The organism is Streptomyces sp. NRRL B-24484, assembly GCF_000717715.1.
In the GTDB taxonomy this organism is placed as follows: Bacteria; Actinomycetota; Actinomycetes; order Streptomycetales; family Streptomycetaceae; genus Kitasatospora.
Genome location: NZ_JOAI01000006.1, coordinates 125521 through 142807 on the forward strand (window position 1 = coordinate 125521; position 17287 = coordinate 142807).

Sequence of the window (17287 nt, forward strand, 5' to 3'; positions counted from 1 at the left end):
TGGCTCCGCTCTCCGTGCGCTAGGTCGTGAGCAGTCGTGTCAGTTCTGGTCGCCGTGCGCGGCGAGCGAGGCCGCGACCGTGTCCAGCAGTTCCTTCCAGGAGGCCTCGAACTTCTCGACGCCCTCGTCCTCCAGCAGCTGGACGACGTCGTCGTAGTCGACGCCGGCCGCGGCGACGGCGTCCATCACGGCCTTGGCGTCGGCGTAGTTCGGGGTGATGGCGTCGCCGGTGACGACACCGTGGTCGTCGGTGGCGTTGAGGGTGGCCTCCGGCATGGTGTTGACGGTGCCGGGTGCGGCCAGCTCGGTCACGTACAGGGTGTCCGGCAGGTTCGGGTCCTTGACGCCGGTGGACGCCCACAGCGGGCGCTGCGGCTTGGCGCCGGCGGCCTCCAGGGCCTTCCAGCGGTCCGAGCCGTCGCGCTTGGCGTCGACCGGGCCGAAGACCTCCTCGTACGCCTGGTAGGCGAGGCGGGCGTTGGCCACACCGGCCTTGGAGCGCAGCTCCTTGGCGTCGCCGCCGACCTTGTCGAGGCGCTTGTCGATCTCGGTGTCCACGCGGGAGACGAAGAAGGAGGCGACCGACTCGATCTGCGAGAGGTCGAGGCCGGCGGCCTTGGCCTTCTCCAGGCCGGACAGGTAGGCGTCCATCACGGCGCGGTACCGCTCCAGCGAGAAGATCAGCGTGACGTTGACGCTGATGCCCCTGGCGATCACCTCGGTGATGGCGGGCAGGCCGGCCTCGGTGGCGGGGATCTTGATGAACACGTTCGGGCGGTCGACCAGCCACCACAGCTGCTTGGCCTCGGCGACGGTGGCCGCGGTCTCGTGCGCCAGGCGCGGGTCGACCTCGATCGAGACCCGGCCGTCGCGGCCGTTGGAGGCGTCGTAGACCGGGCGCAGCACGTCGGCCGCGTCGCGGACGTCCGAGGTGGTGATCATGCGGACGGCCTCGTCCACGGAGACCTTGCGGACGGCCAGGTCGGTCAGCTGGCCGTCGTACGCGGCGCTGCCGCCGCCGATGGCCTTCTGGAAGATGGTCGGGTTGGTGGTGACACCGACGACGTGCTTCTCCTGCACCAGCTCGGCCAGGTTGCCGCTGTTGAGCCGCTCGCGGCTGAGGTCGTCCAGCCAGATCGCCACGCCTTCGTCGCTGAGGCGCTTCAGAGCGTCAGTCATGGTGCTACATCCTCTTTTTCGTACGTCTGCTGTGGGGTCGTCAGACAGGCCGGGCGTCCGATGTGCGGTCGGACACCCGGCCTGGAGGGCGCTGCTAGCGGGAGACGGCCTCGACCGTGCGGAGCGAGGCGCGGGCGGCGTTGGCCACGGCGTCGGCGGTCAGGCCGAACTCCTGGAACAGCACCTTGTAGTCGGCGGAGGCACCGAAGTGCTCCAGGCTGATGATGCGGCCGGCGTCGCCGACCAGCTCGCGCCAGCCCTGGGCGATGCCCGCCTCGACCGAGACCCGGGCACGGACGTTCGGCGGCAGCACGCTGTCGCGGTACGCCTGGTCCTGCTCGTTGAACCACTCGACCGACGGCATCGAGACGACGCGGGTCGGGATGCCGTCCGCCTCCAGGGCCTCGCGGGCCTGGACGGCCAGCTGCACCTCGGAGCCGGTGCCGATCAGGATGACCTTCGGCGAGGCGCCCTCGGCCTCGGCCAGCACGTAGCCGCCCTTGGCCGCGCCCTCGGCGGAGCCGAACACCTCGCGGTCGTAGGTGGGCACGCCCTGGCGGGTGAGCGCGAGGCCGACCGGGCCGGGGTGGCTGGTCTGCCGCTCCAGGATCGTGCGCCAGACGACGGACGTCTCGTTGGCGTCGCCGGGGCGGACCACCGCGAGGCCGGGGATGGCGCGCAGCGCGGCCAGGTGCTCGACCGGCTGGTGGGTCGGGCCGTCCTCGCCGAGGCCGATGGAGTCGTGCGTCCACACGTAGGTGACGGGGAGCTTCATCAGGGCGGCGAGGCGGACGGCCGGGCGCATGTAGTCGGAGAACACCAGGAAGGTGCCGCCGTAGATGCGGGTCCGGCCGTGCAGCGCGATGCCGTTCATGATCGCGCCCATGGCGTGCTCGCGGATGCCGAAGTGGATCGTCCGGCCGTACGGCGAGGCGGTCTTCAGCGGGTTGCTCGCCGGGAGGAAGGAGGACTCCTCGTCGATGGTGGTGAGGTTGGACTCGGCGAGGTCCGCCGAGCCGCCCCACAGCTCCGGGACGTGCTTGCCGACGGCCTTCAGCGCGTCGCCGGAGGCCTTGCGGGTCGCGACGTCCTTGCCGGCCGGGAAGACCGGCAGGGCCTTCTCCCAGCCGTCGGGCAGCTCGCCGATCTGGATCCGGTCGAACTCGGCGGCGCGCTCCGGGTTGGCGGCCCGCCACGCGTGGAAGGAGGCCTCCCACTCGGCACGGGCGGCCTTGCCGCGGTGCACGACCTGGCGGGCGTGCTCGACGACCTGCTCGGTGACCTCGAAGGTCTTCTCCGGCGAGAAGCCGAGGACCTTCTTGGTGGCGGCGATCTCGGCGTCGCCGAGCGCGGAGCCGTGCGCCTTGGCGGTGTCCTGGGCGTTCGGGGCCGGCCACGCGATGATGGTGCGCATCGCGATGATCGACGGGCGCTCGGTCTCGGCCCTGGCGGCGGCCAGCGCGGTCGCCAGCGCCTGCACGTCGACGTCGCCGTCGGACTTCGGCGTGATCCGCTGGACGTGCCAGCCGTACGCCTCGTACCGGGCGAGGACGTCCTCGGAGAAGGCCGTCTCGGTGTCGCCCTCGATGGAGATGTGGTTGTCGTCGTAGAGCGCGACGAGGTTGCCCAGCTTCTGGTGGCCGGCCAGCGAGGACGCCTCCGCGGAGATGCCCTCCTCCAGGTCGCCGTCGGAGACGATGGCCCATACGGTGTGGTCGAACGGGGACTCGCCCTCGGCGGCCTCCGGGTCGAACAGGCCGCGCTCGTAGCGGGCGGCCATCGCCATGCCGACCGCGTTGGCGATGCCCTGGCCCAGCGGGCCGGTGGTGGTCTCGACACCCGCCGTGTGGCCGTGCTCGGGGTGACCCGGGGTACGGCTGCCGGCGACCCGGAAGGCCTTCAGGTCGTCCAGGGACAGCCCGTAGCCGGAGAGGTAGAGCTGGGTGTAGAGAGTCAGCGACGTGTGCCCGGGGGAGAGGACGAAGCGGTCGCGGCCGACCCAGGCCGGATCGGTGGGGTCGTGCCGCAGGAAGCGCTGGAAGATCACGTATGCAGCCGGGGCCAGCGACATCGCGGTGCCGGGGTGCCCGTTGCCCACCTTCTGCACGGCATCCATCGCGAGGACGCGGGCCGTGTCGACGGTCCGCTGGTCCAGTTCGGTCCATTCGAATGCGTTCGTCGGCGTGGTGCTCACCCTGTCTCAGGGCTCCTTCCTGGTGGTGAAGAGTGACCCCGTGAAGGGGACCGGTCGGCCACGTCGCTGTGGTCCTGACGTTCGCTGGTGCCGGTCACGGAGGGTTGATCCCGCTTCTCTGTGCGAGCCTACCGCTCACAAGGGGCCTCACCTTGCGTGCCGGGGCAACCGGGGTGGCGCTATCGGCATTCCCGAAGGGCTTCGCGGGCTCTGTCCTACCCTCACCCGGACCCGAACGGTCCGCTCGTCCGAGGGGCAAGACGGGCGGCCCGGCCGTCCGCGGCGCGAACTGCGGCGATTCACCCGCGGGTGTGCGGCTCCGGCTCGCCGGGGCACCCCGGGGCGGGACGGGACATATGGAGCGTCTAAGGTGGCGTGGTACGCGCAGCGCGGACGCACCGGAGCCCACGGGCCCAGGGGACGCCTGTGGAAGTTCATCGTGAGTTGGGGTGTTCGTGACCGCCGTCGAATCCCGCCCCGCCGGGGCGGTCGGGGCGACGCCTGCGCACCGGCCGTTCGGGGCCCGTGTCGGCGCATTCGTCGCACTGACCAAGCCGCGGATCATCGAGCTGCTGCTGATCACCACCGTCCCGGTGATGTTCCTGGCACAGCACGGTGTACCCGACCCGTGGCTGGTCGTCGAGGTCGTCGTCGGCGGCTACCTCTCCGCGGGTGGCGCCAACGCCCTCAACATGTACATCGACCGCGACATCGACGCGGTGATGTCCCGCACCGAGCGCCGGCCGATCGTCACCGGCATGGTGTCCCCGCGCGAGGCGCTGGTCTTCGGCATCGCGCTGGCGATCGGCTCGACCCTCTGGCTGGGTCTGCTGGTCAACGCGCTCTCCTCGGCGCTGGCGCTGGGCGCACTGCTCTTCTACGTGTTCGTCTACACCCTCGGCCTGAAGCGCCGCACGACCCAGAACATCGTGTGGGGCGGCATCGCCGGCTGCATGCCGGTGTTCGTCGGCTGGGCCGCGGTGACGAACTCGCTCTCCTGGTCCGCGCTGGTGCTCTTCCTGGTGATCTTCTTCTGGACGCCGCCGCACTACTGGCCGCTGTCGATGAAGGTCCGCGAGGACTACGTCAAGGCGGGCGTGCCGATGCTCCCCGTCATCAAGGGCAACCTGGCCGTCGCCCGGCAGATCGTCGCCTACTCCTGGGTGATGGTCGCGGTCTCGCTGGCCCTGTGGCCGCTCGGCCACACCAGCTGGCTGTACCCGGTCTCCGCGGTGGTGCTCGGCGCGTTCTGGCTGAAGGAGGCGCACGGCCTGCACGCCCGCGCCAAGGCCGGGGTGGTCGGCGCCAAGCTCAAGGAGATGCGGCTCTTCCACTGGTCCATCACCTACCTGACCCTGCTGTTCGTGGTCATCGCGGTGGACCCGTTCGTCAAGTGACGGCGAACGCCTGAGACCGACCGGAGCCCCGGGGCCTGCGCCCCGGGGCTCCGTCGCTCCGTCGTACCGGACCGGCCCGGTCGGGCGGCTACCGGCCGAGGACGGCCATCGCGGCGTTGTGGCCGGGGATCCCGCTGACGCCGCCGCCGCGCACCGCGCCGGCCCCGCAGAGCAGCACGTTCGGGTGGGCGGTGGCGACGCCCCAGCGGTCGGCCGGGTCCTCGCCCCAGGGGAAGGCCAGCTCGCGGTGGAAGATGTTGCCGCCGGGCAGGCCGAGGTCGGCCTCCAGGTCCGGCGGGCTCTTCGCCTCGATGCAGGGCCGGCCCTCGCCGTCCACGGCCAGGCAGTCGGCCAGCGGCTCGTCCAGGCACTCCTGCAGCGGCGCGAGCACCGCCTCCAGTGCGGCCGCCCGGGCCTTCTCCGGGTCGTCGGCGAACAGCCGGGCCGGCTGGTGCACCCCGAACAGGGTGAGGGTGTGGAAGCCCTGCGCGGCGAGCTCCGGACCCAGGATCGACGGGTCGGTCAGCGAGTGGCAGTAGATCTCGGAGGGCGCCGGTGAGGGCATCCGCCCCTCGGCCGCCTGCCGGTAGGCGGTCTCCAGTTCGCCGTACGACTCCGCCAGGTGCAGTGTGCCGGCGAAGGCGTCCCGCGGGTCCACCGCGGTGTCCCTCAGTCGGGGCAGTCGGCGCAGCAGCATGTTGACCTTGAGCTGGGAGCCCTCCGGGGCGGGCTCCGGCGGTGCCTCGCCGAGCAGCCGGGCGAGGGTCTGCGGGGCGGCGTTGCACAGCACCGTCCCGGCGCCCACCCGGTGCTCGCGGCCGTCGTGGTGGAAGGCGACCTCGGCGGTGCCCCCGGCGGTGCCCGGGTCGATCGCGGTCGCCTCGCAGCCGGTGCGGATCTCGGCGCCGGCGGCCCGGGCGGCGTCCGCCAGTGCGTCGGTGAGCGCGCCCATGCCGCCGACCGGCACGTTCCAGTCGCCGGTGCCGCCGCCGATCACGTGGTAGAGGAAGCAGCGGTTCTGCGCCAGCCCCGGGTCGTGGGCGTGGGTGAAGGTGCCGATCAGGGCGTCGGTGAGTACCACGCCGCGGACGAGGTCGTCGGCGAAGGCGCCCTCCACGGCCTCGCCGATCGGCCGCTCGAACAGCGCCTCCCAGGCCGCCGGGTCGTCGATCCGCCGCCGCAGCTCCGCCCGGGTGGGCAGCGGCTCGGTGAGGGACGGGAAGACCCGTTCGGCGACCACGGACGTCCGCCCGTAGAACTCCTGCCAGGCCGCGTGCTCCCGGTCGGAGCCGGTCAGGGCGCGGAAGGACGCGGCGGTGCGGGAGTCGTCCGCCCGGTCGACCAGCAGCCCGGTCGGCCGTCCGCCGCGGACGGTCGGGGTGTACGAGGAGATCCGCCGGGGCCGCACCGCGAAGTGCAGCCCCAGCTCGGCGACGATCTTCTGCGGCAGCAGGCTCACCAGGTACGAGTACCGGGACAGCCGGGCGGCGACCCCGGGGAAGGCCTCGGTGGAGACCGCGGCCCCGCCGGTGCGGCCGAGCCGTTCCAGCACCAGCACGCTGCGGCCGGCCCGCGCCAGGTAGGCGGCGGCCACCAGGCCGTTGTGGCCGCCGCCGACCACGACGACGTCGTAGCGGCCGCGGACGGGGGAGTCGGGCGTGGTCGCGTCACCTCGGGAGGGCTGCATGCGGCAGGTCTACCAGAGGCGGTGCGGGGCGGCCAGGGTGCGGACAGGGGTGTCGGGCGGCTGCGCCGGTGTCAGCGCGGCGGGAGCTCGCTCGGGCCGACGTGTCCGTCCAGCCAGTCCTTGAGCGGGCGGGAGGCGCGCAGGAAGCCGGTGATCCGCTCGTACGCCTGCGCGGTGCCCAGCCAGGCGGCGGGCTCCCACTCCTGCCAGGCGATCAGGCCCTTGTTGCGCAGCAGCCCGATCCGCGGGTGGTCCTTGGGGTAGCCGCGGGGCGCCGACTTCAGCGGGTCCCGGCCGACCACGGAGGGCCCGGCCGCCCCGACCGCCGCGACCACCCGTTCCAGCTCGGCGCCGGTGACGTCCTCCGCGACCGCCTCCCGGTAGCGGGTCAGCTGGTCCGTCGCCAGCTGGTACATCCCGTTGCCACAGGCCAGGCCGTCCGCCGAGAGCTGGACGTAGCCGCCGGCCTCCAGGAAGGCGCCGATGTGCGTCTTGTACGGCGACTTGTCGGCGCTGAACCGGACGTCCCGGTTGGGACGGAAGATCTTGCCCGGCCCGAACTCGTCCTCCAGGGCGTCCAGCAGATCGGCCATCGGGGCCCGGACGGACCGCTCGTAGCGGTCCTTGTGCGCCGTCCAGAAGGTCTTGGAGTTGTCGGCCTCCAGCTGCTCGTAGAACTCGAGCGCCTCGGCCGGCCAGCCATCGAAGGTCATCCTGCCAGGGTAGGGCGCGCCGGTGTGGCCCGCCGCACACCTCGCCGCCGTCGCCACGCGTTCTACCGCTCGGTAGCATGCGGGCATGACCAGCGCAGAGACCGCCACCCCCACCGCGCAGGACGCGCGCGCCGAGCGGCGCGCCAAGCGCATCGCCAAGCACATCACCGCCTTCACCGCCCAGCACGGCGGCAGCGCGGACGGCGTCGTCGAGTACGTCGGCCGCACCGCCACCCGGATCGTGCTCGTCGGTGCGGACGGCGCCTGGGGCGACCAGGTCGCCCCGACCTACGCCATCGGGCAGCGTGCGGCCCAGCTCGCCGGCGTCACCCTGCACGACAGCTTCGAGGGCGAGCTCGGCCTCAAGGTGAAGACGAGCGCCTACGAGTGGAAGCGGATGGCCGGCATCCAGATCTGAGGCCTGCCGAGAACCACGCAGGGGCGCGGGGAACCGCGCCCCTGTTCTGCGCCCTGCGTCCGGCCGGTCAGCTCGCGGGGACCAGCTGGGCCGGGACGGGGGCCGGGTCGGTCGCGGGGCGGGTGCGCAGGGCGAGCGGGATGCGGAGGGCGGCGGCCCAGGTGAGGGCGGCGCCCACCATGTGCAGCCCGACCATGACCTCGGGGGCGTCCGTGAAGTACTGGACGAAGCCGAGCACGCCCTGCAGCAGCAGGACGACCAGCAGGTCCCGCACCCGCGCCCGGGCCGCCCGCGGGGCCTTCACCGCGGCGAGCACGAACACCGCGGCCAGCACGAGGCCGATCGACAGGAAGGCCAGGTCGGCGTGGGCCTGGGCGAGGCGGTCGTAGTCGACCGGGATGCGCCAGACGTCGCTGGAGGAGCCGGGGTGGTGGCCCGCGCCGGTGACCAGGGTGCCCGCCGTGACGAGCAGGCCGACCACGGCGACCAGGACGTACGACAGCTGCAGCAGCGGCCGGGGCACGAGGAGTTCGGGGGTGCCGTCGCCCTCCGCGGTGCGCTCCCACATCAGCACGGCGACCCAGACCAGGCCCATCGCGGCGACCATGTGCACCGCCACCACGTACGGGTTCAGACCGGTGAGCACGGTGATGCCGCCGATCACGGCGTTGCTCATGACCAGCCAGAACTGCGCCCAGCCGAGCCGGGTGAGCGAGCGGCGCCACGGCGCGGCGCAGCGCGCGGCCAGGGTGGCCCAGGCGATCGCCGCGCAGAGCACGTAGGTGAGCATCCGGTTGGTGAACTCGATGACGCCGTGGATGCCCATCTCGGGCGTCGGCGTGATGCTCTCGCCGGTGCAGCGCGGCCAGGTGGTGCAGCCGAGGCCGGACGCGCTGAGCCGTACGGCGCCGCCGGTGAGCACGATGACCACGCTCATCACCAGGGCGGACAGCGCCGCCCGGCGGACGGTCGCGGCCGTCGGGTGCCAGCGGTCGGCGAGGAGTGCGGTGGGGGTGAACACCGCTTCATCCTAGATTGCCCTTATCCGATCACCGACCGCGGCCCGGCCGCGGCGGTCAGCCGGCGGCCCGCCGCCTCCCGCGGGACTTGCGGGGGTACGGGAACAGCCGTGGCGAGCGTTTCGCCGCGACGTCCTCGATCCAGCCGAAGCTGAGGACGAACAGCCCGATCAGCGGGATCGCCGCGAAGAGCTGCGGATAGGGGCTGCCGAGCACCGAGCCCCAGTTGTCGGCGAGGTAGTCGACCCGCCAGAGCTGGTCGATCACCGGGACGGACAGCTCCAGGGCGAGCGTGTGCCAGAGGTAGACGCTGACGGCCCGGGCGTTCAGCAGGCTGATGATGCCGTTGAACGGTTCCAGGCGCCGGGGCCACTGCTCCCAGGACGGGCTGAGGTGGAGCAGCAGCAGGACGAAGCCGAAGGACCAGACGGCCTGGGCGATCGGCACGCCCTCCAGGTCGCCGACCTCGGTCGGGTCGAGTGCCGGCCGGCTGACGTACCACCAGTACCCGGCGACCATGACGAGCGGCGCCACCGAGGGGGCGACGTACTGCGGGATCTTCTTCAGCAGGCCCTCGTTGTGGGCCATGCCGAGGATCCAGCAGGAGCCGAAGATCGTGAAGTCGGAGTAGGTCTCCCAGATCCGGCCGTCCTCCGGGAGCAGGCCGGAGAAGAAGGTCAGCACCAGCGGGGTGAGCACGGTCACCAGCGGGAAGCGGCGCAGGGCGCGCAGCATCAGCGGCGACAGCAGCACGTACCAGAGGTAGGCGCGCAGGTACCAGAGCGGAACGCCGACCTGGGTGCCCCAGCTGTCCTCCATGAGCCCGAAGCCGTGCAGCTCGCCCACGGGGTAGGGCGGGGTGCTGATCGGCAGGATCCAGAAGGCGAGCTTGCCCCACCACCAGTTGGGGTGGCCCTCGGAGTCCGGGCCCCAGCCGTCCAGGATCCACAGGGTCATCATCACGACGCCGAACAGCCACATCGGCGGCAGCAGGCGGCGCAGTCGGCCGCGGATGACGGTCAGCGCGGGCCGCTTCAGCGAACGCGCCATCAGCGAGCCGGCCAGCGCGAACATCACGCCCATGGACGGGAAGACCAGCGGCAGCCACGCCCAGCTGAAGTTGTGGTAGAGCACCACGCGGACGAGGGCCAGGCCGCGCAGCAGGTCGAGGTAGCGGTCGCGGCCGCCACCGCTGCGGGCGGGCTTCGCCTCCGGGGAGGCCTCCTGCTCCTCCTCCTCGGCCGGGGAGCCCGGCGGGCGGGCGTACTGGGCGTCGAAGGCCTTGGCGAGCGCGGCGAGCTCGTCCGGGACGCGGAGCTTGAGGGTCTCGTCGTGCCGGGGCACGGAGTTGCGGGCCGCGGTGGGCGGCGCCGGCCAGTCGCCCCCGGCGGGGCCGTCCTGTGCGGGCTCGTCGAAGACCGGCCGCTCGGCGGTGCGCTGCGCGGCCGCCGGGGCGGGGCGCGGCCCGGTGTGCTCCGGGCCGGGCTGCGGACGGCCCGGCCCGGCGGACCCGGGGCCTCGGCGCTGCGGGGGCAGGCCGCCGCGGCCGCCGGGCGGCGGGGGGACGCGCAGGGCCATGGTCTCGTCGGGGGAGAAGCCGCTCCGGGGTGCGGAGGGGCGCTCGCCGGCGCCCGGGCGCCCGCCCGTGCGGGGGCCGGGCCCCTGCGGGCGGTACCCGTTGCCCGGTCCCTGCGGGCCGTTGGGCGCACCCGGTCCCTGCGGGCGGCCAGTCGGGTCGGGACGGCCCGGGCCGCCGGTGCCGCGGGGCGCGCCGGCGGCGCCGGGCGGGGGACCGGAGGGCGCGCCGGGACGGCCCGGGGCGGCCGGACGGTCGGTGCCCTCGCCGGGCTGGGGGCGCTTGCGCGGGGTGAAGAAGCTCTCGGCCGGATCGGGCCGCTCGGTCGGCTCGGACACGGTCAAACCTCCACGATCGGGGCGGAGACCTCGCCGGTACGCCGCAGGTTGTGCCGACGCGGTCGGCCGCCGGTGACGGCGGTGATCGACGACTGCGGTGGCACGAAGTACAGGGGTCGCCGGTGGACCGTCCGCTGGACCGGCGGGGTGATCGGGTGCCCGGGCGCCTCGCGGCCGAGCCGCAGGGCGAGGACGGCGACGAGGGCGAGCAGGCCCTGGGCGGCGAGCACGCCGGTGCGCCCGTCGTGGAACACCGCGTCGGTCGCCGTGCCGCGGAGCAGCACCGGACCGGGCAGGCAGACCGCGAGGGCCGCGGGCAGGAAGGGCCTCAGCGGCGGGGCGGCGAGGCGGCGGGCGCGGAGGACCGACTGCCGACGGTGCTGACTGCGGGGCATGGGTGTTCCTGGTGGGCCGGTACGGGGTGCCGGTTCAGTGGCCGGTGGTGGTCGTGGCGGTGCCGGTCCTGGCGGTCGTGCCGGTCTTCACCGTGGTGCCGGGCTTGGCGGTGGTGGACGTCTTGGTGCCCGCGGAGTGCGAGGCGGTGGCCTTGGCGGTGCCGGACTTGGACGCGGAACCGCTGGGCTTGCCGGAGGCGCCGGGGTGGCCGATCTGGGTGGCCTTGGAGGACGTGGGCGAGGGGCTCGCCGACACGGTCGGCACGGGCTGCGGGCTCGGCACCGCGGTGGACGAGGCGAGCGAGTCGGGCAGTTCCAGCGGCGGGGCCTGGGCGACGGCGCCGAAGAGGCTGACCACCATGCCGACGGTGAAGAGCAGCCCGCTGCCGCCGACCATCCAGCCCAGGTGCCGCAGGAGGCGGCCGCGGGTCCCGGACTCGTCCACGAAGACCGGTGCCGGCTCGGCTCCGGTGGGTATGGCAGCCGGGTCGTCCGTCCGGGGTTGGGAGATCGACATCGGGATCCGGGCCCTCCAGGGTCAGGCGGGCGCGCTGAACCGCCGCCTGCCAGACCGTAGTGCACCCGGTCGACCTGAATCAGTGTCAATGTCCGATGTGGGGAGATATGCGGTGAGCTTGTGACCGGATCGAGACGTGCGGTGGGCGCCTCGGGTGCGGACCGGACTGCCGTGTGCGATCGCCCGATCGGTCCCCGGTGTGCCGCCGGTGCGGGAGCGGACGGCCCCGCCGCTGGCGGCCCCTCGGCGGGAGGAGCGCCGGGCGCCGCCGGAACCGCGGGAGGAACGGGGGCAATCGGCGCACCTCGGGCATTGGTCTTGACCAATGGCCCGGAGGGTCGGGAGAGTGCGCACTGATCACTCCCACTCTCTCCGCGGAGCCCCCTTCCCATGCGCATATCCCGACCCGTCGCCGCCCTGGTGCTCGGCGGATCCCTCGCCCTCGGCGCCCTCGCCCCGGCCGCGCACGCCGCCCCGTCCGGCGGCACCTGCCCGGGCCTCGGCACGGCCGGCCTGTACGGCGAGTTCGTCGAGGGCGACGACACCCACTCGCCGGACGCCGAGGGCGCGGTCGCGGTCGGCGGCAACGCCGACTTCCGCGGCGGCTTCTCGGTGGGCAACGAGCTGACGGCCGCCCAGGTGGCCGCCCTGCCCGGCGGCAACGCCCTGGTGGTGGCCGGCGGCATCAGGGGCGGCGTCCAGGTCATGCAGGGCAACGGCGTGTACGGCGGCACGCTCGCCGGCACCGCCGAGGCCCACCACGGCACGGTCGTGCACGGCGCCTCGCCGATCGACTTCGCCGCCGAGTTCGCGAAGCTGCGCGCGGTCTCCACCGACCTGGCGAAGCTGACCACCCCCGGCACCGCGATCAAGGCCGCCGGCGGAACCCTGACCCTCACCGGCACCGACGCCGGCCTCAACGCCTTCGTGCTGACGGCCGCGCAGCTCCAGGGCGCCGAGGAGGTCTACCTGCACGTGCCCGTCGGCGCGGTCACCGTGGTCAGCGTCACCGGCGACGGCTACGACCAGGCGGCGGCGCACACCACCGGCTTCTTCCTGTGGGACGCGGCGGCCGCGACGTACGTGCTCGACGACAAGAGCCGGTCCGCCTCGGGCGGCGCCGTCCGGGCCCGCCTGCTGTGGAACTTCCCGACCGCCACCAAGGTCGTCAAGAACAGCGGCAACGCCTGGCCCGGCAGCGTGCTCGCCCCGAACGCCGCCTTCGACCTCGGCTCCGGCGGCCCGGTCAACGGCTCGGTGATCGCCGAGTCGCTCAAGGGCAGCGGCGGGGCCGAGACCCACCACTACCCGTTCGCGGGCTGCCTGCCCGGCACGGACACCCCGAAGCCCACGCCCTCCGGCTCCACCCCGCCGGCCACCACCGGCGGCGGCTCCACCGGCACCACGGGCACCACAGGTGCGACGGGTGCGTCGACGAACGGCGGGACCTCCACCGGGGGCACCACCGGCGGCAGCAGCCCGTCCCCGACGCCCTCGGGCTCCATCCCGGCCACCCCGCCCGCCACCACCGGCTCCACCACCGGCGGGCTCGCCTTCACCGGCGCCGACGGCGTGGTCCCGCTGGCGATAGGCGGCGCCCTGGTGCTGGCCGCGGGCGGCGGCATCGTCCTCGCCGTCCGCCGGCGCCGCGCCTGACCGGCCCCGGACGCGGCGGTGCCCCCGCACCCGAGGGGTACGGGGGCACCGCCGCGCCGGGACTCACTCCCAGCGGAAGAACCGCGCCGCCGCGGCCAGCCCCAGCACCGACCAGACGGCCAGCACCCCGAGGTCCGACCAGGGCACCCCGGCGCCGTACTGCAGCACCGAGCGCAGCCCGTCCGAGAGGGCGCTGATCGGCAGCAGCTCCAGCACCGGCCGCACGGCCTCCGGGAAGCGCGACAGCGGCACCACCACGCCGCCGATCAGCAGCAGCAGGACGAAGACCAGGTTCGCGCCGGCCAGCGTGGCCTCCGCCTTCAGCGTGCCGGCCATCAGCAGGCCCAGGCCCGAGAAGGCGGCGGTGCCGAGCACCAGCAGCCCGGCGACGGCGAGCGGACCGCCCTGCGGCGACCAGCCCAGCGCCAGCGCGATCACGGTCAGCAGCGCCACCTGCAGCACCTCGGTGACCAGCACGCAGCCGGTCTTCGCGGTGAGCAGCGCCCAGCGCGGCAGCGGCGTCGCACCGAGCCGCTTCAGCACGCCGTAGCGCCGCTCGAAGCCGGTGGCGATCGCCTGCCCGGTGAAGGCGGTGGACATCACGGCGAGCGCCAGCAGCCCGGGCGCCAGGAAGTCGACCCGCTTGCCGGGGCCGTCCGCGGCGACGATGTCGACGGCGCTGAACAGCACCAGCAGCACGGTCGGGATGATCACCGTCAGCAGCAGCTGCTCGCCGTTGCGCAGCAGCATCCGGGTCTCCAGCGCGGTCTGCGCCAGCAGCATCCGGCCGACCGGGGCGGCCGCCGGCCGCGGTGAGTAGTCGGTCACGAGCGCAGCTCCCGTCCGGTCAGCTCCAGGAAGACGTCCTCCAGGCTGCGCCGCTGCACGGCCAGCCCCTCCGGCATGACACCCGCCCCGGCGCACCAGGCGGTGACGGCGGCGAGCAGCTGCGGGTCGACCGGGGCGTCCACCCGGTACGAGCCGGGGGCCGCCTCGACGGCGACCGCGCCGGACGGCAGGACGGCCCGCAGGCCGTCCAGGTCCAGGCCGGTGGGGGCGTCGAAGCGGACGCCGTCCTCGGCCCGGCAGAGCTCCTGCGGGGAGCCGGCGGCGACCACCCGGCCGCGGTCGACGACCGCGACCGCGTCGGCGAGCTGCTCGGCCTCGTCCATGTGGTGGGTGGTGACCACCACGGTCACGCCGTCGCGGCGCAGCTCGCGGACCAGCTCCCAGGTGGCGCGGCGGGCCTGCGGGTCGAGGCCGGCGGTCGGCTCGTCCAGGAAGACCAGCTCGGGGCGGCCGACCACGGCCATGGCGAGGGCGAGCCGCTGCTGCTGCCCGCCGGAGAGCCGGCGGTAGGCGGTGCGCCCGCAGGAGCCGAGGCCGAGTCGCTCGACCAGGGCGTCCACGTCCAGCGGGTCGGCGTACAGCTTCGCGGTGTGCCGGAGCATCTCGACGGCGCGGGCGCCCGGGTAGACGCCGCCGGACTGCAGCATCACGCCGATCCGCGGGCGCAGCGCAGCGCCGTCGGCGACCGGGTCGAGGCCGAGCACCCGGACGGTGCCGGCGTCGGCGCGGCGGTAGCCCTCGCAGATCTCGACGGTGGTGGTCTTGCCGGCGCCGTTCGGGCCGAGCACGGCGGTGACGGTGCCGCGGGCGATGGTGAGGTCGAGGCCGTCGACGGCCGTCTTCTCGCCGTACCGTTTGACCAGCCCGGCCACCTCTACGGCGGGTTCGAGTCGCATACCGGCGAGTGTAAGAGGCGGCCGGCCGGGCCCCGGACACCGGGCCGCCGCCGCCCGTCCATGCGGGTCAGGTAAGCCTTACCTGCGTGATTGAGGACACCGCTGAGGCGTGGATCACGGCTTGTTCCTCCGGAACGAATTACGCAACAATGGTGTTGTGAAAAACATGCGCGAGCACCCGGCACAGGACGGAGCGGCCGAGACGGCCCCCGGCTGCGCCGTGCCCGCGACGGCGGCGGAGGTCCTGCTGGAGGGCCATCGGGCGACCCGGGACCGGGTCGCCCGCTCGATCCTCGACCACGGCCCCTCCTCCGCGGCCGACCTGGCCAGCCGCCTCGGCCTGACCGCCGCGGCCGTCCGCCGCCACCTGGACTCGCTGGCCGCCGCCGGCCTGGTCGAGTCCCGTGAGCAGCGGGTCTACGGCAGCCGCGGCCGCGGCCGTCCGGCGAAGGTGTTCGCCCTGACCGAGTCCGGCCGGGACGCCTTCTACCAGGCGTACGACCAGATCGCCGCCGACGCCCTGCGCTGGATCTCGGAGTCGGTGGGCGGCGGCACGGCGGGCGAGGAGGCGGTCGCCGCCTTCGCCCGGGCCCGCTTCGCCAAGCAGGGCCAGAAGTACCTGAGCAGCCTGGAGCAGGCCGCGGCCGGTCACCGCGCCGAGGCGCTCGCCGAGGCGCTGAGCGCCGACGGGTACGCTGCCACGGTGCGGCGCGTGCCCTCCGCCGCGGCCGCGAAGGCCCCGGCGGGCGCCCAGCTCTGCCAGCACCACTGCCCGGTCGCGCACATCGCCGAGCAGTTCCCGCAGCTCTGCGAGGCCGAGACCGAGGTCTTCTCGCAGCTCCTGGGCACCCATGTGCAACGACTGGCCACGATCGCCCACGGCGACGGGGTCTGCACCACCTATGTGCCGGCATCCGGTGCCGCACCGTCGTCCGCCGAGCGGGCGCCCGGTGCCGTGCCGACTGCCGGTACGTCCCCCAATGAAACGGCTCGTCCGCGCGGAGGAAATTCGCATGACTGACATCGCACACCCCGAGCTCGAGGGCCTGGGCACCTACGAGTACGGCTGGGCCGACTCCGACGAGGCCGGCGCGGTCGCCAAGCGCGGTCTCAGCGAGGAGGTCGTGCGCGACATCTCGGCGAAGAAGAACGAGTCCGAGTGGATGCTCAACCTGCGTCTCAAGGGCCTGAAGCTCTTCGGTAAGAAGCCCATGCCGACCTGGGGCTCCGACCTGTCGGGCATCGACTTCGACAACATCAAGTACTTCGTGCGCTCGACCGAGAAGCAGGCCGAGTCCTGGGAGGACCTGCCCGCCGACATCAAGGCGACGTACGACAAGCTGGGCATCCCGGAGGCGGAGAAGCAGCGCCTGGTCGCCGGTGTCGCGGCGCAGTACGAGTCCGAGGTCGTCTACCACCAGATCCGCGAGGACCTGGAGCAGCAGGGCGTCATCTTCCTGGACACCGACACCGCGCTGAAGGAGCACCCGGAGCTCTTCAAGGAGTACTTCGGCACCGTCATCCCGGTGGGTGACAACAAGTTCGCCTCACTGAACACGGCCGTGTGGTCGGGCGGCTCGTTCATCTACGTGCCGAAGGGCGTGCACGTCGACATCCCGCTGCAGGCCTACTTCCGGATCAACACCGAGAACATGGGCCAGTTCGAGCGGACGCTGATCATCGTCGACGAGGACGCCTACGTCCACTACGTCGAGGGCTGCACCGCGCCGATCTACTCCTCGGACTCGCTGCACTCCGCGGTCGTCGAGATCATCGTCAAGAAGGGCGGCCGCTGCCGCTACACGACCATCCAGAACTGGTCGAACAACGTCTACAACCTGGTCACCAAGCGTGCCGTGGCGTACGAGGGCGCGACCATGGAGTGGGTCGACGGCAACATCGGCTCCAAGGTCACCATGAAGTACCCGGCCGTCTACCTGATGGGCGAGCACGCCAAGGGCGAGACGCTCTCCATCGCCTTCGCCGGCGAGGGCCAGCACCAGGACGCGGGCGCCAAGATGGTCCACATGGCCCCGCACACCTCCTCGTCCATCGTCTCCAAGTCGGTGGCCCGCGGCGGCGGCCGCACCTCGTACCGCGGCCTGATCGAGATCGGCGAGGGCTCGCACGGCGCGAAGTCCAACGTGCTCTGCGACGCGCTGCTGGTCGACACCGTCTCCCGCTCCGACACGTACCCCTACGTCGACGTCCGCGAGGACGACGTCTCCATGGGCCACGAGGCGACGGTCTCCAAGGTCAGCGAGGACCAGCTCTTCTACCTGATGAGCCGCGGTATGACCGAGCAGGAGGCCATGGCGATGATCGTCCGCGGCTTCGTCGAGCCGATCGCGCGCGAGCTGCCGATGGAGTACGCGCTGGAGCTCAACCGGCTGATCGAGCTGCAGATGGAGGGTGCGGTCGGCTGACGCCCCGCCGCCCCCGTCCGTCCCGTT

15 protein-coding genes are annotated in these 17287 nt (G+C 73.3%); 5 read left to right on the top strand and 10 right to left on the bottom strand.

All coding sequences use genetic code 11. The features are described from left to right. Positions 1–39: 39 nt before the first annotated feature. Together tal and tkt are read right to left on the bottom strand one after the other, a co-directional pair. The gene (gene tal, locus IE98_RS0107910; RefSeq protein ID WP_030266421.1) at positions 40–1179 is read right to left on the bottom strand and encodes a transaldolase; all 1140 of its coding nucleotides are present in this window, start codon (positions 1177–1179) and stop codon (positions 40–42) included. 94 nt (positions 1180–1273) lie between these two features. After that, complete coding sequence (tkt, locus tag IE98_RS0107915) at positions 1274–3373, bottom strand: transketolase (protein WP_030266424.1); 2100 nt, start codon at positions 3371–3373, stop codon at positions 1274–1276. 455 nt (positions 3374–3828) lie between these two features. Between tkt and IE98_RS0107920 the strand changes: the two genes are divergently transcribed. Further along, positions 3829–4770 (top strand): heme o synthase, encoded by a 942-nt coding sequence (locus IE98_RS0107920; RefSeq protein ID WP_043173708.1) that lies wholly within the window; start codon positions 3829–3831, stop codon positions 4768–4770. Positions 4771–4858: 88 nt separating this feature from the next. On the opposite strand, the gene IE98_RS0107925 is transcribed toward IE98_RS0107920, so the two are convergent. Then, positions 4859–6457, bottom strand: coding sequence for a phytoene desaturase family protein (locus tag IE98_RS0107925; protein WP_052390260.1), 1599 nt, complete (start codon positions 6455–6457; stop codon positions 4859–4861). Between the two features lie 71 nt (positions 6458–6528). After that, positions 6529–7170: a DUF2461 domain-containing protein gene (locus IE98_RS0107930; RefSeq protein WP_030266439.1), complete on the bottom strand. Its 642-nt coding sequence runs from the start codon at positions 7168–7170 to the stop codon at positions 6529–6531. Positions 7171–7255: 85 nt separating this feature from the next. On the opposite strand from IE98_RS0107930, the gene IE98_RS0107935 reads away from it, so the two are divergent. Beyond that, positions 7256–7588, top strand: coding sequence for a hypothetical protein (locus tag IE98_RS0107935; RefSeq protein ID WP_030266442.1), 333 nt, complete (start codon positions 7256–7258; stop codon positions 7586–7588). Between the two features lie 67 nt (positions 7589–7655). On the opposite strand, the gene IE98_RS0107940 is transcribed toward IE98_RS0107935, so the two are convergent. Genes IE98_RS0107940 through IE98_RS0107955 form a run of 4 tightly spaced genes read right to left on the bottom strand, consistent with a single transcriptional unit; the run spans position 7656 to position 11433 of the window. After that, on the bottom strand, positions 7656–8609 hold the full coding sequence (locus IE98_RS0107940; RefSeq protein ID WP_052390261.1) for a COX15/CtaA family protein: 954 nt from the start codon (positions 8607–8609) through the stop codon (positions 7656–7658). Between the two features lie 55 nt (positions 8610–8664). Continuing rightward, positions 8665–10521: an acyltransferase family protein gene (locus IE98_RS0107945; RefSeq protein WP_267882321.1), complete on the bottom strand. Its 1857-nt coding sequence runs from the start codon at positions 10519–10521 to the stop codon at positions 8665–8667. A 2-nt stretch (positions 10522–10523) separates the two neighbouring features. Beyond that, positions 10524–10916 (bottom strand): hypothetical protein, encoded by a 393-nt coding sequence (locus IE98_RS0107950; protein ID WP_030266451.1) that lies wholly within the window; start codon positions 10914–10916, stop codon positions 10524–10526. A 34-nt stretch (positions 10917–10950) separates the two neighbouring features. Further along, on the bottom strand, positions 10951–11433 hold the full coding sequence (locus tag IE98_RS0107955) for a hypothetical protein (protein WP_030266454.1): 483 nt from the start codon (positions 11431–11433) through the stop codon (positions 10951–10953). Between the two features lie 390 nt (positions 11434–11823). On the opposite strand from IE98_RS0107955, the gene IE98_RS0107960 reads away from it, so the two are divergent. Then, positions 11824–13089: a choice-of-anchor A family protein gene (locus IE98_RS0107960; protein ID WP_030266457.1), complete on the top strand. Its 1266-nt coding sequence runs from the start codon at positions 11824–11826 to the stop codon at positions 13087–13089. Between the two features lie 63 nt (positions 13090–13152). On the opposite strand, the gene IE98_RS0107965 is transcribed toward IE98_RS0107960, so the two are convergent. Both IE98_RS0107965 and IE98_RS0107970 read right to left on the bottom strand, forming a co-directional pair. Continuing rightward, on the bottom strand, positions 13153–13872 hold the full coding sequence (locus IE98_RS0107965; RefSeq protein ID WP_052390284.1) for an ABC transporter permease: 720 nt from the start codon (positions 13870–13872) through the stop codon (positions 13153–13155). Between the two features lie 41 nt (positions 13873–13913). Continuing rightward, the gene (locus tag IE98_RS0107970; protein WP_030266463.1) at positions 13914–14834 is read right to left on the bottom strand and encodes an ABC transporter ATP-binding protein; all 921 of its coding nucleotides are present in this window, start codon (positions 14832–14834) and stop codon (positions 13914–13916) included. A 166-nt stretch (positions 14835–15000) separates the two neighbouring features. Here IE98_RS0107970 and IE98_RS0107975 point away from each other — a divergent pair, with 166 nt between their 5' ends. Next, positions 15001–15855 carry a helix-turn-helix transcriptional regulator gene (locus IE98_RS0107975; RefSeq protein ID WP_052390262.1) on the top strand — a complete coding sequence of 285 codons (855 nt, stop codon included), beginning with the start codon at positions 15001–15003 and terminating at the stop codon, positions 15853–15855. Further along, positions 15848–17260, top strand: coding sequence for a Fe-S cluster assembly protein SufB (gene sufB / locus IE98_RS0107980; RefSeq protein ID WP_030266468.1), 1413 nt, complete (start codon positions 15848–15850; stop codon positions 17258–17260). Before IE98_RS0107975 ends, sufB begins: the two co-directional genes overlap by 8 nt. Positions 17261–17287: the final 27 nt, after the last annotated feature.

Bases quoted from the DNA above. Each gene is read 5' to 3' on its own strand.
- tal (WP_030266421.1), bottom strand. From the start codon at position 1,179: ATGACTGACGCTCTGAAGCGCCTCAGCGACGAAGGCGTGGCGATCTGG.
- IE98_RS0107925 (WP_052390260.1), bottom strand. From the start codon at position 6,457: ATGCAGCCCTCCCGAGGTGACGCGACCACGCCCGACTCCCCCGTCCGC.
- IE98_RS0107930 (WP_030266439.1), bottom strand. From the start codon at position 7,170: ATGACCTTCGATGGCTGGCCGGCCGAGGCGCTCGAGTTCTACGAGCAG.
- IE98_RS0107935 (WP_030266442.1), top strand. From the start codon at position 7,256: ATGACCAGCGCAGAGACCGCCACCCCCACCGCGCAGGACGCGCGCGCC.
- IE98_RS0107950 (WP_030266451.1), bottom strand. From the start codon at position 10,916: ATGCCCCGCAGTCAGCACCGTCGGCAGTCGGTCCTCCGCGCCCGCCGC.
- IE98_RS0107955 (WP_030266454.1), bottom strand. From the start codon at position 11,433: ATGTCGATCTCCCAACCCCGGACGGACGACCCGGCTGCCATACCCACC.
- IE98_RS0107960 (WP_030266457.1), top strand. From the start codon at position 11,824: ATGCGCATATCCCGACCCGTCGCCGCCCTGGTGCTCGGCGGATCCCTC.
- IE98_RS0107965 (WP_052390284.1), bottom strand. From the start codon at position 13,872: ATGCTGCTGGCGCAGACCGCGCTGGAGACCCGGATGCTGCTGCGCAAC.
- IE98_RS0107970 (WP_030266463.1), bottom strand. From the start codon at position 14,834: ATGCGACTCGAACCCGCCGTAGAGGTGGCCGGGCTGGTCAAACGGTAC.
- IE98_RS0107975 (WP_052390262.1), top strand. From the start codon at position 15,001: ATGCGCGAGCACCCGGCACAGGACGGAGCGGCCGAGACGGCCCCCGGC.
- sufB (WP_030266468.1), top strand. From the start codon at position 15,848: ATGACTGACATCGCACACCCCGAGCTCGAGGGCCTGGGCACCTACGAG.